At 40.6% G+C, this 16,836-nt stretch carries 14 protein-coding genes; 6 read left to right on the forward strand and 8 right to left on the reverse strand.

Annotated features, from left to right (window positions below):
• From G7B20_RS02790 to G7B20_RS02815, 6 genes are all read left to right on the forward strand, one after another.
• On the forward strand, window positions 1-1,479 hold the full coding sequence (locus G7B20_RS02790) for a RagB/SusD family nutrient uptake outer membrane protein (RefSeq protein WP_164108494.1): 1,479 nt from the start codon (window positions 1-3) through the stop codon (window positions 1,477-1,479).
• 13 nt (window positions 1,480-1,492) lie between these two features.
• A complete protein-coding gene (locus tag G7B20_RS02795) occupies window positions 1,493-2,389 on the forward strand; it encodes an endonuclease/exonuclease/phosphatase family protein (protein WP_164108495.1) in 897 nt (298 codons plus the stop codon).
• Window positions 2,390-2,415: 26 nt separating this feature from the next.
• The gene (locus G7B20_RS02800; RefSeq protein WP_164108496.1) at window positions 2,416-4,824 is read left to right on the forward strand and encodes a BACON domain-containing protein; all 2,409 of its coding nucleotides are present in this window, start codon (window positions 2,416-2,418) and stop codon (window positions 4,822-4,824) included.
• 15 nt (window positions 4,825-4,839) lie between these two features.
• Window positions 4,840-7,011 carry a BACON domain-containing protein gene (locus G7B20_RS02805; RefSeq protein WP_164108497.1) on the forward strand — a complete coding sequence of 724 codons (2,172 nt, stop codon included), beginning with the start codon at window positions 4,840-4,842 and terminating at the stop codon, window positions 7,009-7,011.
• A 4-nt stretch (window positions 7,012-7,015) separates the two neighbouring features.
• The gene (locus G7B20_RS02810) at window positions 7,016-7,828 is read left to right on the forward strand and encodes an endonuclease/exonuclease/phosphatase family protein (protein WP_164108498.1); all 813 of its coding nucleotides are present in this window, start codon (window positions 7,016-7,018) and stop codon (window positions 7,826-7,828) included.
• A 97-nt stretch (window positions 7,829-7,925) separates the two neighbouring features.
• A complete protein-coding gene (locus tag G7B20_RS02815) occupies window positions 7,926-8,390 on the forward strand; it encodes an SgcJ/EcaC family oxidoreductase (RefSeq protein ID WP_164108499.1) in 465 nt (154 codons plus the stop codon).
• A 24-nt stretch (window positions 8,391-8,414) separates the two neighbouring features.
• Here G7B20_RS02815 and G7B20_RS02820 read toward each other — a convergent pair whose 3' ends face one another.
• From G7B20_RS02820 to G7B20_RS02855, 8 genes are all read right to left on the reverse strand, one after another.
• Window positions 8,415-9,110 (reverse strand): SDR family NAD(P)-dependent oxidoreductase, encoded by a 696-nt coding sequence (locus G7B20_RS02820; protein WP_164108500.1) that lies wholly within the window; start codon window positions 9,108-9,110, stop codon window positions 8,415-8,417.
• 77 nt (window positions 9,111-9,187) lie between these two features.
• On the reverse strand, window positions 9,188-9,493 hold the full coding sequence (locus G7B20_RS02825; protein WP_164108501.1) for a hypothetical protein: 306 nt from the start codon (window positions 9,491-9,493) through the stop codon (window positions 9,188-9,190).
• 85 nt (window positions 9,494-9,578) lie between these two features.
• Window positions 9,579-10,721, reverse strand: a complete 1,143-nt coding sequence (locus G7B20_RS02830) for a glutathionylspermidine synthase family protein (RefSeq protein WP_164108502.1) — start codon at window positions 10,719-10,721, stop codon at window positions 9,579-9,581.
• Window positions 10,721-11,092, reverse strand: a complete 372-nt coding sequence (locus G7B20_RS02835) for a hypothetical protein (protein WP_164108503.1) — start codon at window positions 11,090-11,092, stop codon at window positions 10,721-10,723. Before G7B20_RS02835 ends, G7B20_RS02830 begins: the two co-directional genes overlap by 1 nt.
• A complete protein-coding gene (locus G7B20_RS02840) occupies window positions 11,092-11,385 on the reverse strand; it encodes a hypothetical protein (protein ID WP_164108504.1) in 294 nt (97 codons plus the stop codon). The genes G7B20_RS02835 and G7B20_RS02840 overlap by 1 nt, the downstream gene beginning before the upstream one ends.
• Before the next feature lie 134 nt (window positions 11,386-11,519).
• The gene (locus tag G7B20_RS02845; protein WP_164108505.1) at window positions 11,520-14,243 is read right to left on the reverse strand and encodes a UvrD-helicase domain-containing protein; all 2,724 of its coding nucleotides are present in this window, start codon (window positions 14,241-14,243) and stop codon (window positions 11,520-11,522) included.
• Between the two features lie 220 nt (window positions 14,244-14,463).
• A complete protein-coding gene (locus G7B20_RS02850; RefSeq protein ID WP_164108506.1) occupies window positions 14,464-15,534 on the reverse strand; it encodes an NADH:flavin oxidoreductase/NADH oxidase in 1,071 nt (356 codons plus the stop codon).
• 88 nt (window positions 15,535-15,622) lie between these two features.
• Window positions 15,623-16,696 carry an alpha/beta fold hydrolase gene (locus G7B20_RS02855; protein WP_164108507.1) on the reverse strand — a complete coding sequence of 358 codons (1,074 nt, stop codon included), beginning with the start codon at window positions 16,694-16,696 and terminating at the stop codon, window positions 15,623-15,625.
• Window positions 16,697-16,836: the final 140 nt, after the last annotated feature.

The following is a 16,836-nucleotide window of genomic DNA, read 5'->3' on the forward strand; positions in this document are numbered from 1 at the left end:
ATGAAACGTCTATTTATATTTTTTATTAGCAGTTTACTCTGGACAGGGTGTTCTATAGACGAGGAGCCTACGTCTTTTGTGAATACAGATAATTATTACTTAACAGAGGCACAGTGTATTTCTGGTCTCAACTCTACCTATATTCCTCTAAAAACGATTTATTCATATACTTATCTAATTGCGACGGAAGGTGTCACAGATCTGATGTATATCGCATCGGGTACGCTCGATGCGCAATTGGATATATCGCCTGCTTTGCCTCGTTTTGGACAAAATATGTGGAATCTAGGTTATCAGGGTGTAATGTACTGTAATTCGATTATAGCGGGGATTAAACGTTCGCCGTTACCCGAAGAGACCAAAAATAGATTGTTGGCCGAAGGGATGGTGATGCGTGCTTATTATTATTGGTTCCTGACCTCAACATTTGGCGATGTACCTTTTTATACGGAAGATGTAGCAAATGCTGAGGTGTTGGATAGGATCTCCAAAATGGGCAGAATGCCGGCAGTAGCGACACGAGATTATTTGATTGCCGAACTAGAGGAATATGTTCCGCACCTTGCACAGGTACGCACCAATGATGTACCGGGGAATCGCTCTGGAGCTGCCATGGGATGGATGCTGATCGGCAAGCTCGCTCAATGGAATAAGAAATGGGATGTGGCGCGAGATGCCATGGATAAGGTCGAAGCTATTTATGGGGACTTCAACAAATACCCGTTGGCGGATATTGCCCTGAAAAACAAGAATATTCTGGAGTCCATTTTTGAGGTGCAATTTACTTATTCTGAAACAGGGTTACAGGTGACGACAAACTCAGGAGCTATATGTATGCCTACACGCAGTACGGGAGCTATTTATGATGGTGTAGAGATACCTGAACTCGGTTCTACTTCTACAACCTGGTCACCTCTTCGGCCCAATAATTTCTTTTTTCAAAGTGTGATGCGCCGGGGCGGTGAGGATTTGAGAACAAATCTTAATATGGCTTGGGAATACAAAGGGGTAGCATTTAAGAGCACGGCTACAAGACCTTGGTTAGGAACTAAATTCTGGACATATAACATGTATAATGTTGCTGACGGAAATAATCAGCGTGTATTTCGATATGCCGATGCATTATTGATGCAGGCCGAAAATTATATGGAGCTTAGAAATCAAACAGACGCTATCAAATACCTAAATATGGTGCGTAATAGGGCTGGACTAGCAAACTACGAATTTAAGAACTGGGATCTGTTGAGAGAAGAGATTCAAAAGGAGAGAGGTCGGGAATTGCTTGGTGAGTATCAACGCAAGTATGATTTGGTACGATGGGGGATATGGTATCAAGCTACGTATGACTACACCGATTATGCTGCATTGAAAAATAATATGTTGCCTTGTCATGAATACTATCCTATCCCTGACATTGAAGTCGTGAAATCAGGAAACAATTTGGATAACAAAGCTTATGAATTTTATGGAAAAGGTTAATATACATATAAAGATGAAGAGGTTTAGGTTACCCACTTTTCTAGGGATACTTTTCTTCTCGGTCCTGTTACTAGTGATGGTCTCCTGTAAAGATAAGGAAGAGGTTGAGCCTATAATTGAGGTGCCTGGCCCCGAAGAATTGAATTTGCCTGATACGCTAAAAGTAATCAGTTACAATATTCTGGAGGGAATGAAAAATGATAAAGCAAACAATTATAATAAGTTCGTGGAATGGATCAAGTCCCAAGCTCCCGACGTGTTAGCTTTACAAGAGGTCAATGGTTTCAATCAGAAGGAGCTGGAAAAATTAGCTAAGAGATATGGACATAATTATGTGATTACGAATCCTAAATCTACAGATAATTACCCAGTAGCTTTAACGTCGAAGTATCCGATCGAATCGAGGCGTCGAATCACCATGAATGTGTCGCACGGGGCTATTTTTGCAAGACTTAAAAATACAGACTTAAATATTGTCGTTACCCATTTTTGGCCGCAGGCTTATTGGAAGACCGTCGGTGATAATCTGGGAAATGACTATCGTTTGCAGGAAGCTAAGATTGTGTTGGACAGTACGATTCGGAAGTTCGCAGCAGAGAAGGATTGGCTGTTTATGGGTGATTTTAACTCTGTATCGCGTCGAGATTATGCTCCTTCTGTAACGACTAACAATTATTGGGCAATAGATGAAATCATGGGTGCGGGATATATTGATGCTATCCATTACTTACATGGCAATAAAGAAGATGGCAGTGCCAAGTATGATTTTCAATACCCGGGGAGACGAATCGATTTTATATTCGGAACGGAGCCGATATTGAAGAAAGTGACTAAAGCTATGCCTATCTATGATGAGTTTACTAAGGTGTATTCAGATCACCCCCCTATGATGTTTCATTTACTACTCTAGTATTTTAACGCTCGAATAATACAAAAATGAATAAGATAACAATATATAACATGTTTATCCATAGAAGTCTCGTACTTATTCTTTTGACCCTTTTGATGGGGTGTGAGAGAAAGTTTGATTTGGGACTTTCATTGTCTGTCAATACCAACGAAATGCACCTCGAAGCCACGGAGGGAAAGACAAAGATTATGGTATATGCGGATGGTGACTGGAATGTTTCGATCAAAGAAGATGCGGATTGGCTGGCATTGGACCGTATGTCGGGGACGGGGAATTCGGATATCCTATTTTCCTATTCCCAGAATTTTGGTGTATCCCGTTCTGTTACATTAGTGATATCAAAAGGTAAGGAGAAACAGGAAGTAAAGATAATCCAAGCTGGGTTAAATGCTGCGTTCCGCTTTTCGAAGTCAAAATATACGATCACCAGGAATCCCTTTCAGATTAATCTACCAATTGTAAATGACTTGAAGTCTAATGTCAAAAATATAAAGATAGATTATCTCTATGATGATGAGACATCAGAGAAATGGATTACTGAAGCTTCATTTACAGATAATGGATTCCAATTTAAAGCCTTGGAAAACAACGCAGGAAGAAACCGTACAGTAAGGGTATACCTAACGGTTATAGACGGATTTGATAAGGAGTATACTGTATTCACAGATGTAGACCAATCTTTGCAGGATCCTGTATTGGTATCCCGCAAGCAGGTGTCTGTGTTGACAAGGAATGCGAAGATCGATACGGTTATCGTTAAAGGGAATGTCGGTGCATTGTTTCCCGACTTTGCACATGAAATCACGTATGAACAGGGAGTAGATTGGATTGAAAAGGTAGAATTAGCAAATGATAGTTTATTGATGATTGCTGTTCGGCAGAATAATTCTGGTGAAAGACGCACCGCTCGAGTGCAGTTGACCTACACGAACAATGGCACCAACTATATCAATTTCCTTCACCAGATCGAACAGTCAGCAGATGACTTTGAATACTTAACAATGGAGGACCTGAAAGCATTGATTCCAACAGAGAAAGGGGAAGTCAGGCTTAATACGCCACTCCAGGTTTTAGAGGCTTTTGTAATCTCCGATGCAGCGAATGCAAATATGGAGTTGAACCCCAATCAGTCATTCAATGCTATTGATTACGATGAATCGCTTAAAACTGCCTATGTGCAAAACGGACAAGGAAGCTCTGGTATAAGATTGAAATTTGCCACTAAAGGGGCGAATACCTTGAAACGTTATAGTAAAGTGACTCTTTCTGTAGATGGTTTAGTATTGCTGAAAGAATCTAATCCAACACGCTATACCATCAAAGGGCTCGTCGCGGGTAGTGTTGTTAAATCGGAAGCCGGTACTGCAACTAGCCTACCGACAAAATCTAAAGCGATAGGTGAATTAAACGACAGTGATATGTATACTTATGTCACGTTAAAGAATACCAGCATTTCGGTGCCTTATGGTAGTTATGTCAATGTAAATATGGGGTATGCAGCTATCTTTAACTGGAATCAGGCTGGGACGACTACGCCTTATGTCGATGCCGTGCCGACAGCCATTTATGATGACCAAGGCAGTAGCCTGAAGGCGGTAGTAAATGTTGCTGCTTCGTGGAGCCGCAGTACTTTGCCTACAGGATCAGGAACATTTTCTGGTATTATCGTGCATCACAAATTGATTAAGTATGGTTATGGAGACGGTGAAATTGGTCGTTATTCGATCCGACCCGTAACGCAATCCGATATTAAGCTCAATGGAACAGAAAAGGCTAATACTATAGTCGAATGGAAATGGATGAATCCAAGCAATCTCTCTGCCAACGGAACTATTCAGAAAAGTGGAGATAAGATCCTGCCTGCAGTTGGTAGTGGTGAGATGGGATGTACAGTAGCGGGGGCGGCTTCTTCGGTGGGTGCGCACCCAATCTTCCATACTGATCCGACTTCTAAAGCTGTGCCAAGCTCTGCAGCCCAATTTAATACGAAGTGGTGGAACGCTACGACAAATAAGGGTGAAGGCTTTGTCTTCAAATTCTCGACAGCTGGTATAAGTGCAAGACAGTTGCTTTTCAATTTCAGCCAAGGTGGAGGATCGGGAACAGCTGCAACTTTGAATGTGCCAACTTACTGGGAGATTGCTTACTCTTTAGATGGTGTCAATTACAGCGTACTTCCGAATTCTACTTATGGCATCCGTCCGCTGGCGGGTTGGGGGCTAAACCATATGTATACGGCGAATGGTCTGAATACGTTTACCTTCAAATTGCCGAATGAGTTATTGGGCAAAGCAAACGTTTATGTTAAGTTACAAGCTCAGAAGGATGTCTGTGGAGCGGATTCGCCAAATGGTGCAGAGAGTGGAAAAATTACAGCGTCATCACCGATAGTAACTGTACGCTTGGGAGCAGTCGCTGTTAAATATATACCTTAATATTAAGATAGAAAGATGGTCAGATTACAATATATTGCTGCTTTTTGCTCATTGTTGTTAGCTTTAGCATGCAAAAAAGATGATGCAGAATATCTCAAGTTTTCAGAACTTGGGGCTGCAAAAAAAGAGTATACAATTCCGGCTACTGCTGGTCAGCTGGAGATTAAAGTGTTGTCCAATGGGAACTTTGAAGTGGTATTACCACAGGAACAGTCTTGGTTAAAGCTAAGTAATACTAAAATGAAGGGAGACACCAGCTTCCTATTGGATCATGAAGCTAACGTTGGATTTCCGCGTAAGTCTGTAGTTGCGCTGTATGCAGCAGAAAGCGAGCGTTATGATACCGTCATGGTTAAACAAAACGGTACCATACAGCCTGTATTGAATTTTCCAACCTTGAATACAACAGTATTAGGTGACGGAGGAGCGGTAGTCGGCAAGCTAAAAACCAATATTCCGCTGGAGGATATGACCATAAAGGTTATTTATCCTACACCGGACGCCGAAGCTTGGTTAAATGAGGATTTCGCATACGATCCTAATACTGAAAATTTTAGCTTTACAGTCAAACCGAATACTTCGCAGACAGAGCTGCGCAATGTACAGGTTCGCCTTTCTTACAAAGACGGTTGGGATATCGAACATGTGTCTACGCTATATCTGTTGCAGGCAAATGCACAGAACAAGTTCGGGACCCAAGCAGATTTTCCAGAGGTACGGGTATGGGCTGGAGAGAAGATAACTTCTGATTTGTTTATCGAAGGGCATGTGGTCAGTGATGCTGGTAATCCAAACGTGGGGGATGCTCCTCAAACGACGCCAACAGCCATTAACTATACGCAAAATGACCGTACAGTATATGTGCAGAGTTTGGATGGACGCTACGGCTTTCGTATCATAACAAGTACGCCTGCGGACAATATCTTCAAGAGATATGGTAAGGTGCAGATTCTGTTAAAAGGTGTTGGAGTAGAACGCGAGGCTAATCCAAACCGTTACACGCTAACAGGTGTAACATCGACGATGGTGATGAAACAGGAGGAAGGCACTTTCAGTCAGCTTGCAGTTAAGCAGAAGTATATGAAAGACCTTACAGATGACGATCTTTATACCTTTGTTACCTTGAAAGATGTGGAGTTTCCGATCCGAAAGGGTTCCTTTACACCGATCAATGAAGGTTATTCTACTTTATTCGCGGCACATCGAATCGGTAAATACCCTTTGCTGATGCGTGATAAAAATGGAGATGACTTCTTTACGTTAACGAATACGCGTACCAGCTATCGTAGAGATGGCAGTATGTTACCTTCTGGATCAGGGACAATTTCTGGTATCATTGTGCATGAAAAGTTCACACGATTTGAGTATCAAGATGCGAATTTGGAGCAAGATTATGGAAATATCGGAAGATATCAGATCCGTCATTTGACTAAAGAGGATATTAAAATCAATGCTGCATTGAATAGTGGTTTTTCTGAATTGCTTACCGAGTATCAATATCCGAATATTACGAATGGTATCGCCTTACCTACGCTAGGTAACAATGGTAGCATAACCTTTTCTATGAATACGGTGAGCCTAGGTAGAAATTTAGATTTTAGTTATCTGGGACCTGTCGGGAAAGAGAATTTAGGAAATACAAATCAATATGGAAATGGTGTGTTGACAGGCTCAGGCAGTAAACAGAATACGGAAGCTAACACTAACTCTGATGGTAAAGGAGCTGTGACCAATGCTGCAATTACGGCTAACAATACATGGTGGAATTATGAAAAGAATAGAGGAGAAGGATTTGTGATAGATTTTTCTACGCTGGGAATTAATACAAGTCAGCTTTCACTACAATTTACCGTAAATAATCTTGTGGGGGGGACTGGAAAAGGGGCTCCGCGCTATTGGAAAGTAGAATGGTCTGAACATGGTAATATGGACGGTACTTGGACCAAAATAAAGAGTTATACGGTTCCGGATGCTCCTTTATTTGCAAATACCAATATACACCAGCTAGCAGCGTACAAAAATATTAATGTCAAGCTTCCATTGGCAATGTTAGGGAAATCAAAGGTATATCTTCGATTGGTTGTCGAAAAGAACCTCGCTTCTGATGGAAGCAGTTATGCAAGTGAACCGTTGTCTGTGGCAACAACAACAGGGATAGGTTATTTAGCTATTCGCTATAATAAATAAAGATATGATAAGAAAGATTACAGGATTGTTTGGACTTTGTGCATTAACTTGTACTACAGCTTTAGGGCAATTACAGCATAACTTACCCCTACGTATAAAAGTAGGGGTGTATAACTTAGGACACTTTAATCAAGGTCGATTAGGCGGATTTCAGGGAGATGGGAAGATGATGCAAGCAGAATTGTTCCGCTGGAAAAGCTGGATTGGCGAACAGGGGCTTGATGTATTTGCTGTAAATGAATGGAATCGCTATTTCGATAAAGATAGTACCGTAGTAGCCGAGGAGGCTTTGTTGAAACCGTTCTATAAAAACGTCTATTTTGGGAAGGAGAATAAGTGGATTTATAACGGTATCGCAACGAACTATACCTTGGAAAATATACGCCAAGAGAAGTGGGATGGCGATTATTATGCTGTGTTAGGTGATCTGAAAGTGGGAAATAAGACTATTACAGTTATATCTTCACATATTCCTTGGCAAAAGGAATGGCATAACAGTTCGATTGATGCGCTATTGACTGAGTTAAAGAAGTATGAATACTTTATCTGTATGGGGGACATGAATGCTGCTGATAAGGTGCAGTTGAAGTTTACAGAAGCTGGCTTTAATATGGCGAATGGGGGTGTACAAGGCTGGTTCGGTACTGCGGTAGGTACAAATGCTGCTGAAGGTCGGGTTGGAGCTGTACCTAACAGGAGTATCGATAATATCGTAACGAGTAGCAACATTAAAATAATGAATGTATCTGCTCCATTCACGCACTTGAATGATTTGGATCATCTCCCAATCTTAGCGGATTTAATCGTTACTTGGTAACATTACGACGGGCTGTCTTTTTCGAGACAGCCCGTTTTATATCTTGCCGAAAATAGCGTATATTCAGTGTCAATGACATTAGCCCCATAGAAAGAAGATGATCGCGCCTGAAGTTAAAAATCCGGAAGATATCCCTGTTTTATTCGTTGAAGCCTGGAACTTACGTCGAGCTGATTATATCGCCGATTTATTTGAAGAAAATGCTGATTTTATTAATGTGGTCGGTATTTGGTGGGACAATCGGGAGGCTATTCGTAAAGCCCATGACTACGGATTGAAAGTGATTTTTAAGGATTCTTTATTGAAATTGGGAAAAGTAAAAGTAAAGTATCTTTCTGAAGATATCGCCGTGGTACATGCTCGGATGCAACTCTCAGGACAGACCGATTTGCACGGTAAGGCAGGTGCTCGGAATAATATATTTCTTTTTGTCGCTCGAAAACAGACAAAGGGCTGGTTATGTGTCTCGGCACAAAATACAGATATCGTAATTGGAGCGGAAACACATATCAAACGCGAAGATGGCACGCTACAGGCAGTAGATTATAGAAAAAGGAGTTAAGCCAAGACGGAAGCGTTCGATTGTCTAGATATTTAGATCTTGCATTGCGGGCATATTGATCTCTTTGACACAGCTTGCATTAGAGGTCTGTGTTATAAATCGAAGGGCATTGATGACATCCGCAAGGGGAATAAGTTCTTCATTGTTTTGTTCATCTTCAACTGTAGCTAAATATCCTAGATTCAAAATGGATACCCCGATTTTATAAGGGCGTAGATTCTCTCTTAATGCATGTATCATTCCTCTTAAGGCGAATTTAGTAGCAGAAAACGCTACTTCCTTACCGTTATGGTTGTCCAGTCCCCATGTAGAACCGATCAAAATCACTTTAGCATTGTTAGCTTGTTTCAGGTTAGCAATGACCGATTGTATCGTCAATAGGCAGGATGTAATATTTGTGTTTATAATAGAGACTATTTCGGATTCGGACACATGCTCGAAATCGTAATCTGTTGAAAAAGCCTGTTCTTCCCAGATACCAACATTATATATGAAGTAGTCTAGTTTCTGATTCTCCAGCTGCTCTTTTAGGATTTGTGCGGATATAGAAGGATTGGATAGGTCCATCGAGATCCACTTCATGTTCTTCTGGGTGTCTAAATAATCGGGTTCACTTCTTGAAACACCGAATATGGTATCGGCTGTATCGGGTAGCTGTTGCGTTATTGCTTTTCCGAGTCCTTTACTCACACCAAAGATTAAATATGTCTTTTTATCCATGTCTTCTAATTTGAAATTAGCATCAATCTCTCGTTAAATCTATTTTATATCTCATAATCCCTTTTTATTAAAGGAAACTATTTCGCTTTTTCAACAATTAGGATTTTATTGCTGCCTTTTTCGACCCCAATGTTTAGGCTATCGCGTTGTGTTAAACTATTACGTAGTAAAAAAAGATAATTTTCAAGTTCTTTGTGCTGCTCTTCTAACCAAAAGGAAGAAGCCATAATACCGATCTGTATCCTATAGACGGAGTCCCCTTGAGGTTCAAGTTGTTCGATTACTTGATCATTATACCATACAAGATCTTTTTTTTCTTGGCGTGTGTCACAAGACAGTAGGAAAAAACCTGATACGACGAGCAAGAGCATATTTTTAAGCATACCTTCTAAATTAGAATCGAATTTACATTTTTAGTCGAATTTAAAAGGAATAATAGAACTGGTTTTTTATCTGTGCTCTTTACTATTAATGTCTTATGATATGCGGTACAAATCTACTTTGATCTGTTGTGATCGGCATATCTGATTCTCTAAAGGATATACCACAGGATTCTTGTCCGATTACCCAGCTACCTATTATGGCGAATCCAGTATCCTCCCGATGTAAGGAGGCTAGTTCTTGGTAAATATATCCTTCTTCGCCGTATTCACCTTCCGTAGAATAGATCATCTGTTTATCGTAGTACATCTCGATATTAGCCCCCTCTCTAGAGAGAATAGGCTTCTTTACAAAATGCTTTAAATAGTCTGGCTCCTTAAAGTAGGCGGCAAGCAGGTTGGGGTGATTGGGAAATAACTCCCACAGGATGGGCAGTATCGCCTTATTGGATAACAACATCTTCCAAGAAGGTTCGATCCACTGTGTCTGATTGAGATCATTAATTACATGTACGCCAAAATCTTCACGAACCATCCATTCCCAAGGATACAATTTGAATATAGATTGAATAGATTCGCCTTCTAAATCTACAAAATCGCGCCCTGTCCAGCCGATATCATCTATATAGATTAGCTTGGTCTGTAATCCTGCCTGGATTGCTGTATCCCGAAGGTATTCTATATTTGTTAGATCTTCTAGGGTTTCTTTTGCACAGGAAAAATGCAAAATATCCCCTTTAAGATAAGGTTTTAGTTCGCCCCAGCTGTTTATCAATTGTTCGTGAATGCTGTTGAATTGATCAGTGAGCTCCGGAAAGTAATGTTGTTTCCAATACCATTGCACTATGCCGGTTTCAAACAATGAAGTTGGTGTATCGGCATTGAACTCTAACATTTTCAATGCGCCACTCGTCGTATCGTAAGCGAAGTCAAATCTACCGTAAATGGAGGGTTCATCATTTTCCCAGGTCCGTTCAATGTGATGAATCATAAATGGAGGAATATGAAAGTGATCATAACGTTTGTGTTTGATCACATACTCGACAGCTTCTAGACACATCGACCATAATTCGCTGGTCGCTTTATAGATAAGATCAGCCTCTTTGCTGCTTATCTCATAGTAATAATCATCGACCCAATAGGGGACCCCATCCATGCTGTGGTATCCGTATCCAATAGACTCCAATCGAGATTCCCAGTTGGGATCTATACGTAGCTTCTTTACTTGCATTATGATCCAGCCGATGCTTTAGGGGTAGTAGTCGCACTCTTACCAAAACCACCTCGTTGTGCATTAAAAGCTGCAGCCTTTGCTGCATTGGTGCCGGATACTGACTGTGGATGCAAGCTGTTATTGGCATAGCCTAATACGCCTCCCATATGCCTGAATGCCATAAACCAGAGTAGAGAAGATCCCATACCACCTCCAGTACCATGTCCAGGACGGTAGTTGTCCGTGACTTCCGTATAGGCTGCGGTAGAGTCTGCCCGCATATATACGCGTTGCTTTCCATCCGCCTGCTGTTGCTGCGGTTGTCCACATGATGCCAATACTGAGGTGATCAGTACCAGCTGGATATTTTTTGCTGATGATTTTCTCATTATTGTACAGTTACATAAATAGGAACTTTGCTCAGTGTTTTCGTAGAATCTACACCATCCCAGGTGTTGGGTGCAGCGGCAGTAATGATAGTATCGCTTTTTGCAGCGATCTGTTCTCCGTTGTACCAGATATGCTGCGTCGTAATGTGCAGTACAGAATCTCCTTTTACAACTGTTTTTAAAGTGACTTCTCGTGCCGATTTTTTATCCAGTTGCTCCAACTTTTGTTCCTTTTCTTGACTACTACAAGATGCCAGTGCCAGTAGGGAAAGTATGCCTATTAAATATTTCATAATGTCCATATACCTCACAAACTTACAAAAAAATGGCCTGATAGGCAATAGAGTAGGAGCGAAACCCAGCCGTGCTATATCCGATTGTGGGTCGATCGTTTTTGCTACCCAAGGATTTCGGGATCATCAGTGTCTTAATGACTATCTTTAGAAAGAGCTTTATTCTCTTTTGTCGATTTACGAAACGTTGTGTAATCGCATCCGTACCTAAAATTCGTACAGCCATACATTTGAGATTCGCCTATTTTGTTTGATATGTTCTTGATAAATCGAAGTTCGCCGCCGCATTGTTTACATTGTTGAGTGTATGGGGTTAGTGGGCCGACATAATCGAGGTGAAGCTCACGGATGAACTTGGATTGCTTGTTTTTATCCAATAGAAAATAAAACTTTTCCTTGGCTCTGGTCATAGCGACGTAGAAGGCCCGTCTTTCTTCGCTGTTTGGGTATTGGTCGTCACCCGATAATAGAAGATTTAATACCTTATCGTCAGTTAGTTCTGCAGGAAAGCCATATTTTCCGCCTTCGCAATTTATTAAGATGACGATATCAGCTTCAAGTCCCTTTGCACTATGTACGGTTTGAAAATCAACCTTCTTGTCTAGCTGTAGTTGATTGTTACGGATGGTATTTCCTTGTTTATCGATCTGAATATCGCGAAGAAGTGTATGAATATGGATATAGGATTGTTTTTTTACGACATGTATATTTTGCGATTCAATAATACGATTGATATCATGTTGATACCTTCCCAACAGCAGTATAGACTTGTATTGCAGCTGTTCTCCATATTGCTTGTAAAGCTTTTGTAATACATGGAGCAAATCTTGGTTAAGGTGAGCTACACCATCCTGCGTGAATTCGAAGAAAGCCTCTGTCTTGCGATTGTCTGGATTTCGCAATGTCTTTTCTATTTGATTGGGATTCTTTAATATGAAACGTGAAGAAATATGGATCATGGGTTCTGCAAATCGATAGGTCGTTTCAATCTTCTTAACGATTGTATGACCAAAGAACTCTTCAAATCGATTAAATAGAGTCAGGTCGCTACCAGAAAAGCGGTAAATGGATTGCCAGTCGTCTCCTACAGCAAATAATTTACAAAAGCGTTGTTTCTTCAATGCTAATAGGAGTTTACAGCGATTGATCGAGATGTCCTGAAATTCATCGACAACGATATACTTGTAAGCGTGTAGGTACCGATTGCTTTTGACCTTTAGTGTCGCACTGTGAATTAGATCGTCAAAATCTACCTTTTTGAGCTGTCTTAGTTTATCTCGATAAGCGAGGTATATGCGATTGATAATATAGAAAAACTGTTCATTGCGATTTTGTAACGCTATATCCTGTTTGAATTGCTGTCGGTTACTTTTCATTAACTTGTCGAAGGTCTGATCACTGGATTTGAACAGCGTTATGAAGGTCTGCATTAACTTGAGGACTGCATCTATTTCCTTGCCGTAGGTCTCTTCTAAGATTTTGTAGACCTCTTCATTGGGTTTTCGTCTTAGTGCAATGCCGTATTTTGAGAGATGATTGATTAAATTCTCTTCAATAGTTTTGTCCTTAAACTCTTGGGCATAGGACTTAACATATTTGCTACTACAGGATTGGTGTATGTTGTTACGCCAGATTAAGGTATCTTCCGTTTCGTCCACATCGAAATGATCTATGAAGATCAGGTGATCTTGAGGAGATGGACAGGTTTTGATCTGCTGTGCGTCATAACCATGGAGATAGATGGTGAATGTAGGCTTATATCTCTTTAGTTGTTTATTTACAGAATCTCCTTGGCCTGAATCCAATGAGGCTGTAAACGGAGTCTCGTAACTGTAGGAAATACCGTGTAGAAATAGAAAATTTGCGATATAACAGTGTTCTCCATTTTTTACAAATTCACCAGTCATGCGCCTATCACGTCCATGCAAGAAAAATTGGCGCTTGGCGAGTAGTCCTTGTATGGATTCAAACTCGCTGTCTTTTAGATAGTCAATATAAGCAGCATAGCTTTTAAAATCACCACTATTTAGGACCGGACGGATCCCGTTGAGCACAAAATCGTTGAATGAAGATAAGTACGTTGTATCCATGCACATACGCTGATGTATATCTACGATGACTCGATCAACTTCATTTGGAGGTAGAATGTCGGGGTCAGATTCATCTTCTTTAATAATCTGATAGGCAAGGGCATGAAAAGTACGGCAAGTGACACCTAAATGAGCTAGCTTTTTTTTCAGATCATCTGCATTCTTTTTAGCAAAAGACAGTACGAGTATATCCGTTGGTTTAGCCAATCCACTGTAGAGTAGGTATTCTATTTTCCCTTGTACTGTAGTTGTTTTTCCGCATCCAGCTCCAGCAATGATTAAGGTATTGTCATCGTCATGAAGAATAGCATCGATCTGCTGTTTGTCCAAAGGATGGGAAAGTAAGGTTTGAAAATATTTTTTAGACCTATTTTTCTCCCGTTCCAGAAAGGAGGTGTTGTGGTTTATTCTGAGCTTTTGGCTATCGGCTACATAAGTGTATATCGCTTGATAGGATATAGACAAAGGATTATCTATCTGAACATTCTTTTTAAAGGCAAGGAGTGGAAGCTTGCGCTCAATATAGGCTATTTTTCGAGCCAAATCCGTATTTGAACAATAGCGATCTTCAAAGGGGAGAATCTGTTGGTAGATGTTTTGTATATCAGATGAATGGCTGCTCAAGAGTTTGCTGAACGCATTAACATCAGCTTCTAACGTTAGTTTTTTATCTTCATCTTGCCTTTTATTTCTTAAGTAATGGTATCGTAGCACGAGCCCTATGAGGGCAAGACAGATTATGATCAGTATGCTGGCAAATGTAAACATGAACTTAGCGTAATGTTGCGAAGATACAAGTTTGTCGGAGCTAAAATATACTTCGTATCAGGGTGTGGAAAACTATATCTGCTCCCAAGATCGAATTTGAAATACAGTCTTGGAAGCAGTTTATAAGTTAAGGTGTATGCCGATAATTAACGCCAGCCGCCTTGCAAAGTGATGTGCCCGAAAGATTATAGGTCTGTTTTATTTATATGTTTATGTCCTATTACATTGTTTCAAGGCCGCGGGCGTAGGCGGGTGACCAAGGAATTTTCACACCAAGTTCGTTCGCAAATTGAAGCACCAAGTGCGGGTTTTGTAAAAATCCACGACCAATCAAAATCAGGTCTGCTTGTTTTCGTTCAAGTATCTGCTCAGCCTGTTCTGCTCGTCTTATTAAGCCTACTGTCCCGGTTAGGATCGAGGTATCTTCTTTTATGCGATGCGCAAAAGGAACCTGATAACTCTCTTTTACCATAATCTCCTGATGTCGGACCGCACCACCTGATGATACATCTACCACTTCAACACCCATGGTCTTGACGATTTCGACCAGCTTAATCGACTCTTGTAGATTCCAACCTCCATCGGCCCAATCGGTAGCGGAAATACGTAACCACAGGGATTGTTGCTGTAATACGCTTTGTACTGCTTCAATGATCTGGACTAGAAAACGGATTCTGTTTTCAAATGAACCACCATAATCATCGGTGCGAAGATTGGTCAAAGGAGATAGAAACTGATGGATTAAATAACCGTGTGCACCGTGAAGCTCGATAATATCATATCCTGCCTGTACCGCCCGTGAGGCCGAATCCTTAAAAGCTGTTATGAGTTGCTGTATTTGTGTAATGCTAAGAGCTACAGGGGCATTTTCTGTTATATGATAGGGGATTGCCGACGGTGCTACGGTCTGCCATCCATTTTCTTGATCTGGTCTGATTTGCTTCCTGCTGATCCAGGGTTTTTCTGTAGAGGCCTTTCGTCCTGCGTGTGCGAGTTGGATACCTATCAAACTGCCTTGCTGATGGACAAAGTCAACAATATCTTTCAATGGTACTAATTGCTCGTCTTTCCATAATCCTAGATCTCCGTAAGAGATGCGACCATCCTCAGTAACAGAAGTCGCTTCTTGAATGATTAAAGCTGCCTTTCCTATCGCAAATTGGCCTAAGTGAACAAGATGCCATCTGTTAGCAAATCCGTCAACAGCGGAGTATTGACACATAGGGGACACGACGATCCTGTTGGATAGTGTTTGGTTTTTTAATGCCAAAGGGGTAAATAGTAGACTCATATATATAAAATTACATTATTTTGAAGAGCGAAAAAAACTATTTGTGATCGATAAGCCTCTTTGTAAATAAATGACATAGGGACTACAGTTATCGAGGTTGGGACTGTAGAAAGCTAATTATCGCCTTTATAAAACCGTTTGGATTGGCATAATGTATATTGTGCTCTATATTTTCAAATACTTGATGGTTGATCAAATTGGGATGCTGAGCAACTAATGCCCTATTTGCTTCATAAATTGGGATCGGATCATTGGACGAACGGGCATCCATTATTAACACCGGGACGCTGAGATTTTGAAATATTTCTGCAGGACGTAAGTTTATGATAGAAGCGGCGTATTTACTGACTTTAGGACTGCCGAATAAGACCTCAGACATATGGAGGCTGTCTTGCATATGGTAGTATTCAGGCTGTCCACGATAGGTAACCCATGAAGAGCCCTGCGGTTTGATATAGCTGAGAATCTGAAACTGATTACTGGTTTCTTCGGGATTATATAGGCTTTTGTAGGCTTCAAATTTGCTTCGGTGATAACCAAAATATTTCTCTTTGATGTCCTCAGGTACATTGACTTGTTGTAATTTTTCTTTTAGGCCCAAACTATCTAAATGGAGATAACTATGATCGAAGTCTACCGAACCACCATCTTCTAGGATTAGGGCGTCCACATAATCTGGGTATAATTTGTAGAAGTTGGTCGCAAGGAATCCTCCCCGAGAAAAACCACCAATTACTACTCGTTTAATCTCTAGGTGATCGAATAGAGATTTAATGTCTGAACAAAGGTCATCAAACGAAGCGTCAAAAAAGGGTGCTTCTGTTTTGCCGGCATTATACTGATCGATAGATAGGACCCGATACCCCTGGTTGGTCATATCTTGAGCAAAAGGCATAAATTCATAGGCATTGCTCAAACTACCATGTAGCCATACAAATACCCGTTCTGTCGCCGAAGTATCCCCCCATTGGAGATATGATAATTTAACGTTTTTAGTATCGACATACCGACGGTGTTTGACCTCGAATTGTTTGTAGGTCACGAGATCTGATCGGAATTTATTTTGTAGGATTACGCCGGTAAGTTCTTGAGAATAGGCCTCTAGCAAGTACAGACAGAATAATGAAAGTAAAAAAAATCTAGACCGTAATAAGTTCATCATCTTGAATTCGCGAATCCTACTGTTTTCAAACCTACGTAAATTTGCCTCTATACGCAATTTAATTGCGTTCGAATATTAAATTTTGTAGCTCTCCTCAGCCAATAGAATGTTTTATAGAGGAAATGTAGAAACATTTCTTT

The sequence above is a fragment of the Sphingobacterium sp. xlx-96 genome (assembly GCF_011007365.1).
In the GTDB taxonomy this organism is placed as follows: domain Bacteria; phylum Bacteroidota; class Bacteroidia; order Sphingobacteriales; family Sphingobacteriaceae; genus Sphingobacterium; species Sphingobacterium luzhongxinii.

Bases quoted from the DNA above. Each gene is read 5' to 3' on its own strand.
- G7B20_RS02820 (WP_164108500.1), bottom strand. From the start codon at position 9,110: ATGGATAAAAAGACATATTTAATCTTTGGTGTGAGTAAAGGACTCGGA.
- G7B20_RS02840 (WP_164108504.1), bottom strand. From the start codon at position 11,385: ATGAAATATTTAATAGGCATACTTTCCCTACTGGCACTGGCATCTTGT.
- G7B20_RS02830 (WP_164108502.1), bottom strand. From the start codon at position 10,721: ATGCAAGTAAAGAAGCTACGTATAGATCCCAACTGGGAATCTCGATTG.
- G7B20_RS02855 (WP_164108507.1), bottom strand. From the start codon at position 16,696: ATGATGAACTTATTACGGTCTAGATTTTTTTTACTTTCATTATTCTGT.
- G7B20_RS02845 (WP_164108505.1), bottom strand. From the start codon at position 14,243: ATGTTTACATTTGCCAGCATACTGATCATAATCTGTCTTGCCCTCATA.
- G7B20_RS02790 (WP_164108494.1), top strand. From the start codon at position 1: ATGAAACGTCTATTTATATTTTTTATTAGCAGTTTACTCTGGACAGGG.
- G7B20_RS02805 (WP_164108497.1), top strand. From the start codon at position 4,840: ATGGTCAGATTACAATATATTGCTGCTTTTTGCTCATTGTTGTTAGCT.
- G7B20_RS02835 (WP_164108503.1), bottom strand. From the start codon at position 11,092: ATGAGAAAATCATCAGCAAAAAATATCCAGCTGGTACTGATCACCTCA.
- G7B20_RS02815 (WP_164108499.1), top strand. From the start codon at position 7,926: ATGATCGCGCCTGAAGTTAAAAATCCGGAAGATATCCCTGTTTTATTC.
- G7B20_RS02825 (WP_164108501.1), bottom strand. From the start codon at position 9,493: ATGCTTAAAAATATGCTCTTGCTCGTCGTATCAGGTTTTTTCCTACTG.
- G7B20_RS02795 (WP_164108495.1), top strand. From the start codon at position 1,493: ATGAAGAGGTTTAGGTTACCCACTTTTCTAGGGATACTTTTCTTCTCG.
- G7B20_RS02850 (WP_164108506.1), bottom strand. From the start codon at position 15,534: ATGAGTCTACTATTTACCCCTTTGGCATTAAAAAACCAAACACTATCC.
- G7B20_RS02800 (WP_164108496.1), top strand. From the start codon at position 2,416: ATGAATAAGATAACAATATATAACATGTTTATCCATAGAAGTCTCGTA.
- G7B20_RS02810 (WP_164108498.1), top strand. From the start codon at position 7,016: ATGATAAGAAAGATTACAGGATTGTTTGGACTTTGTGCATTAACTTGT.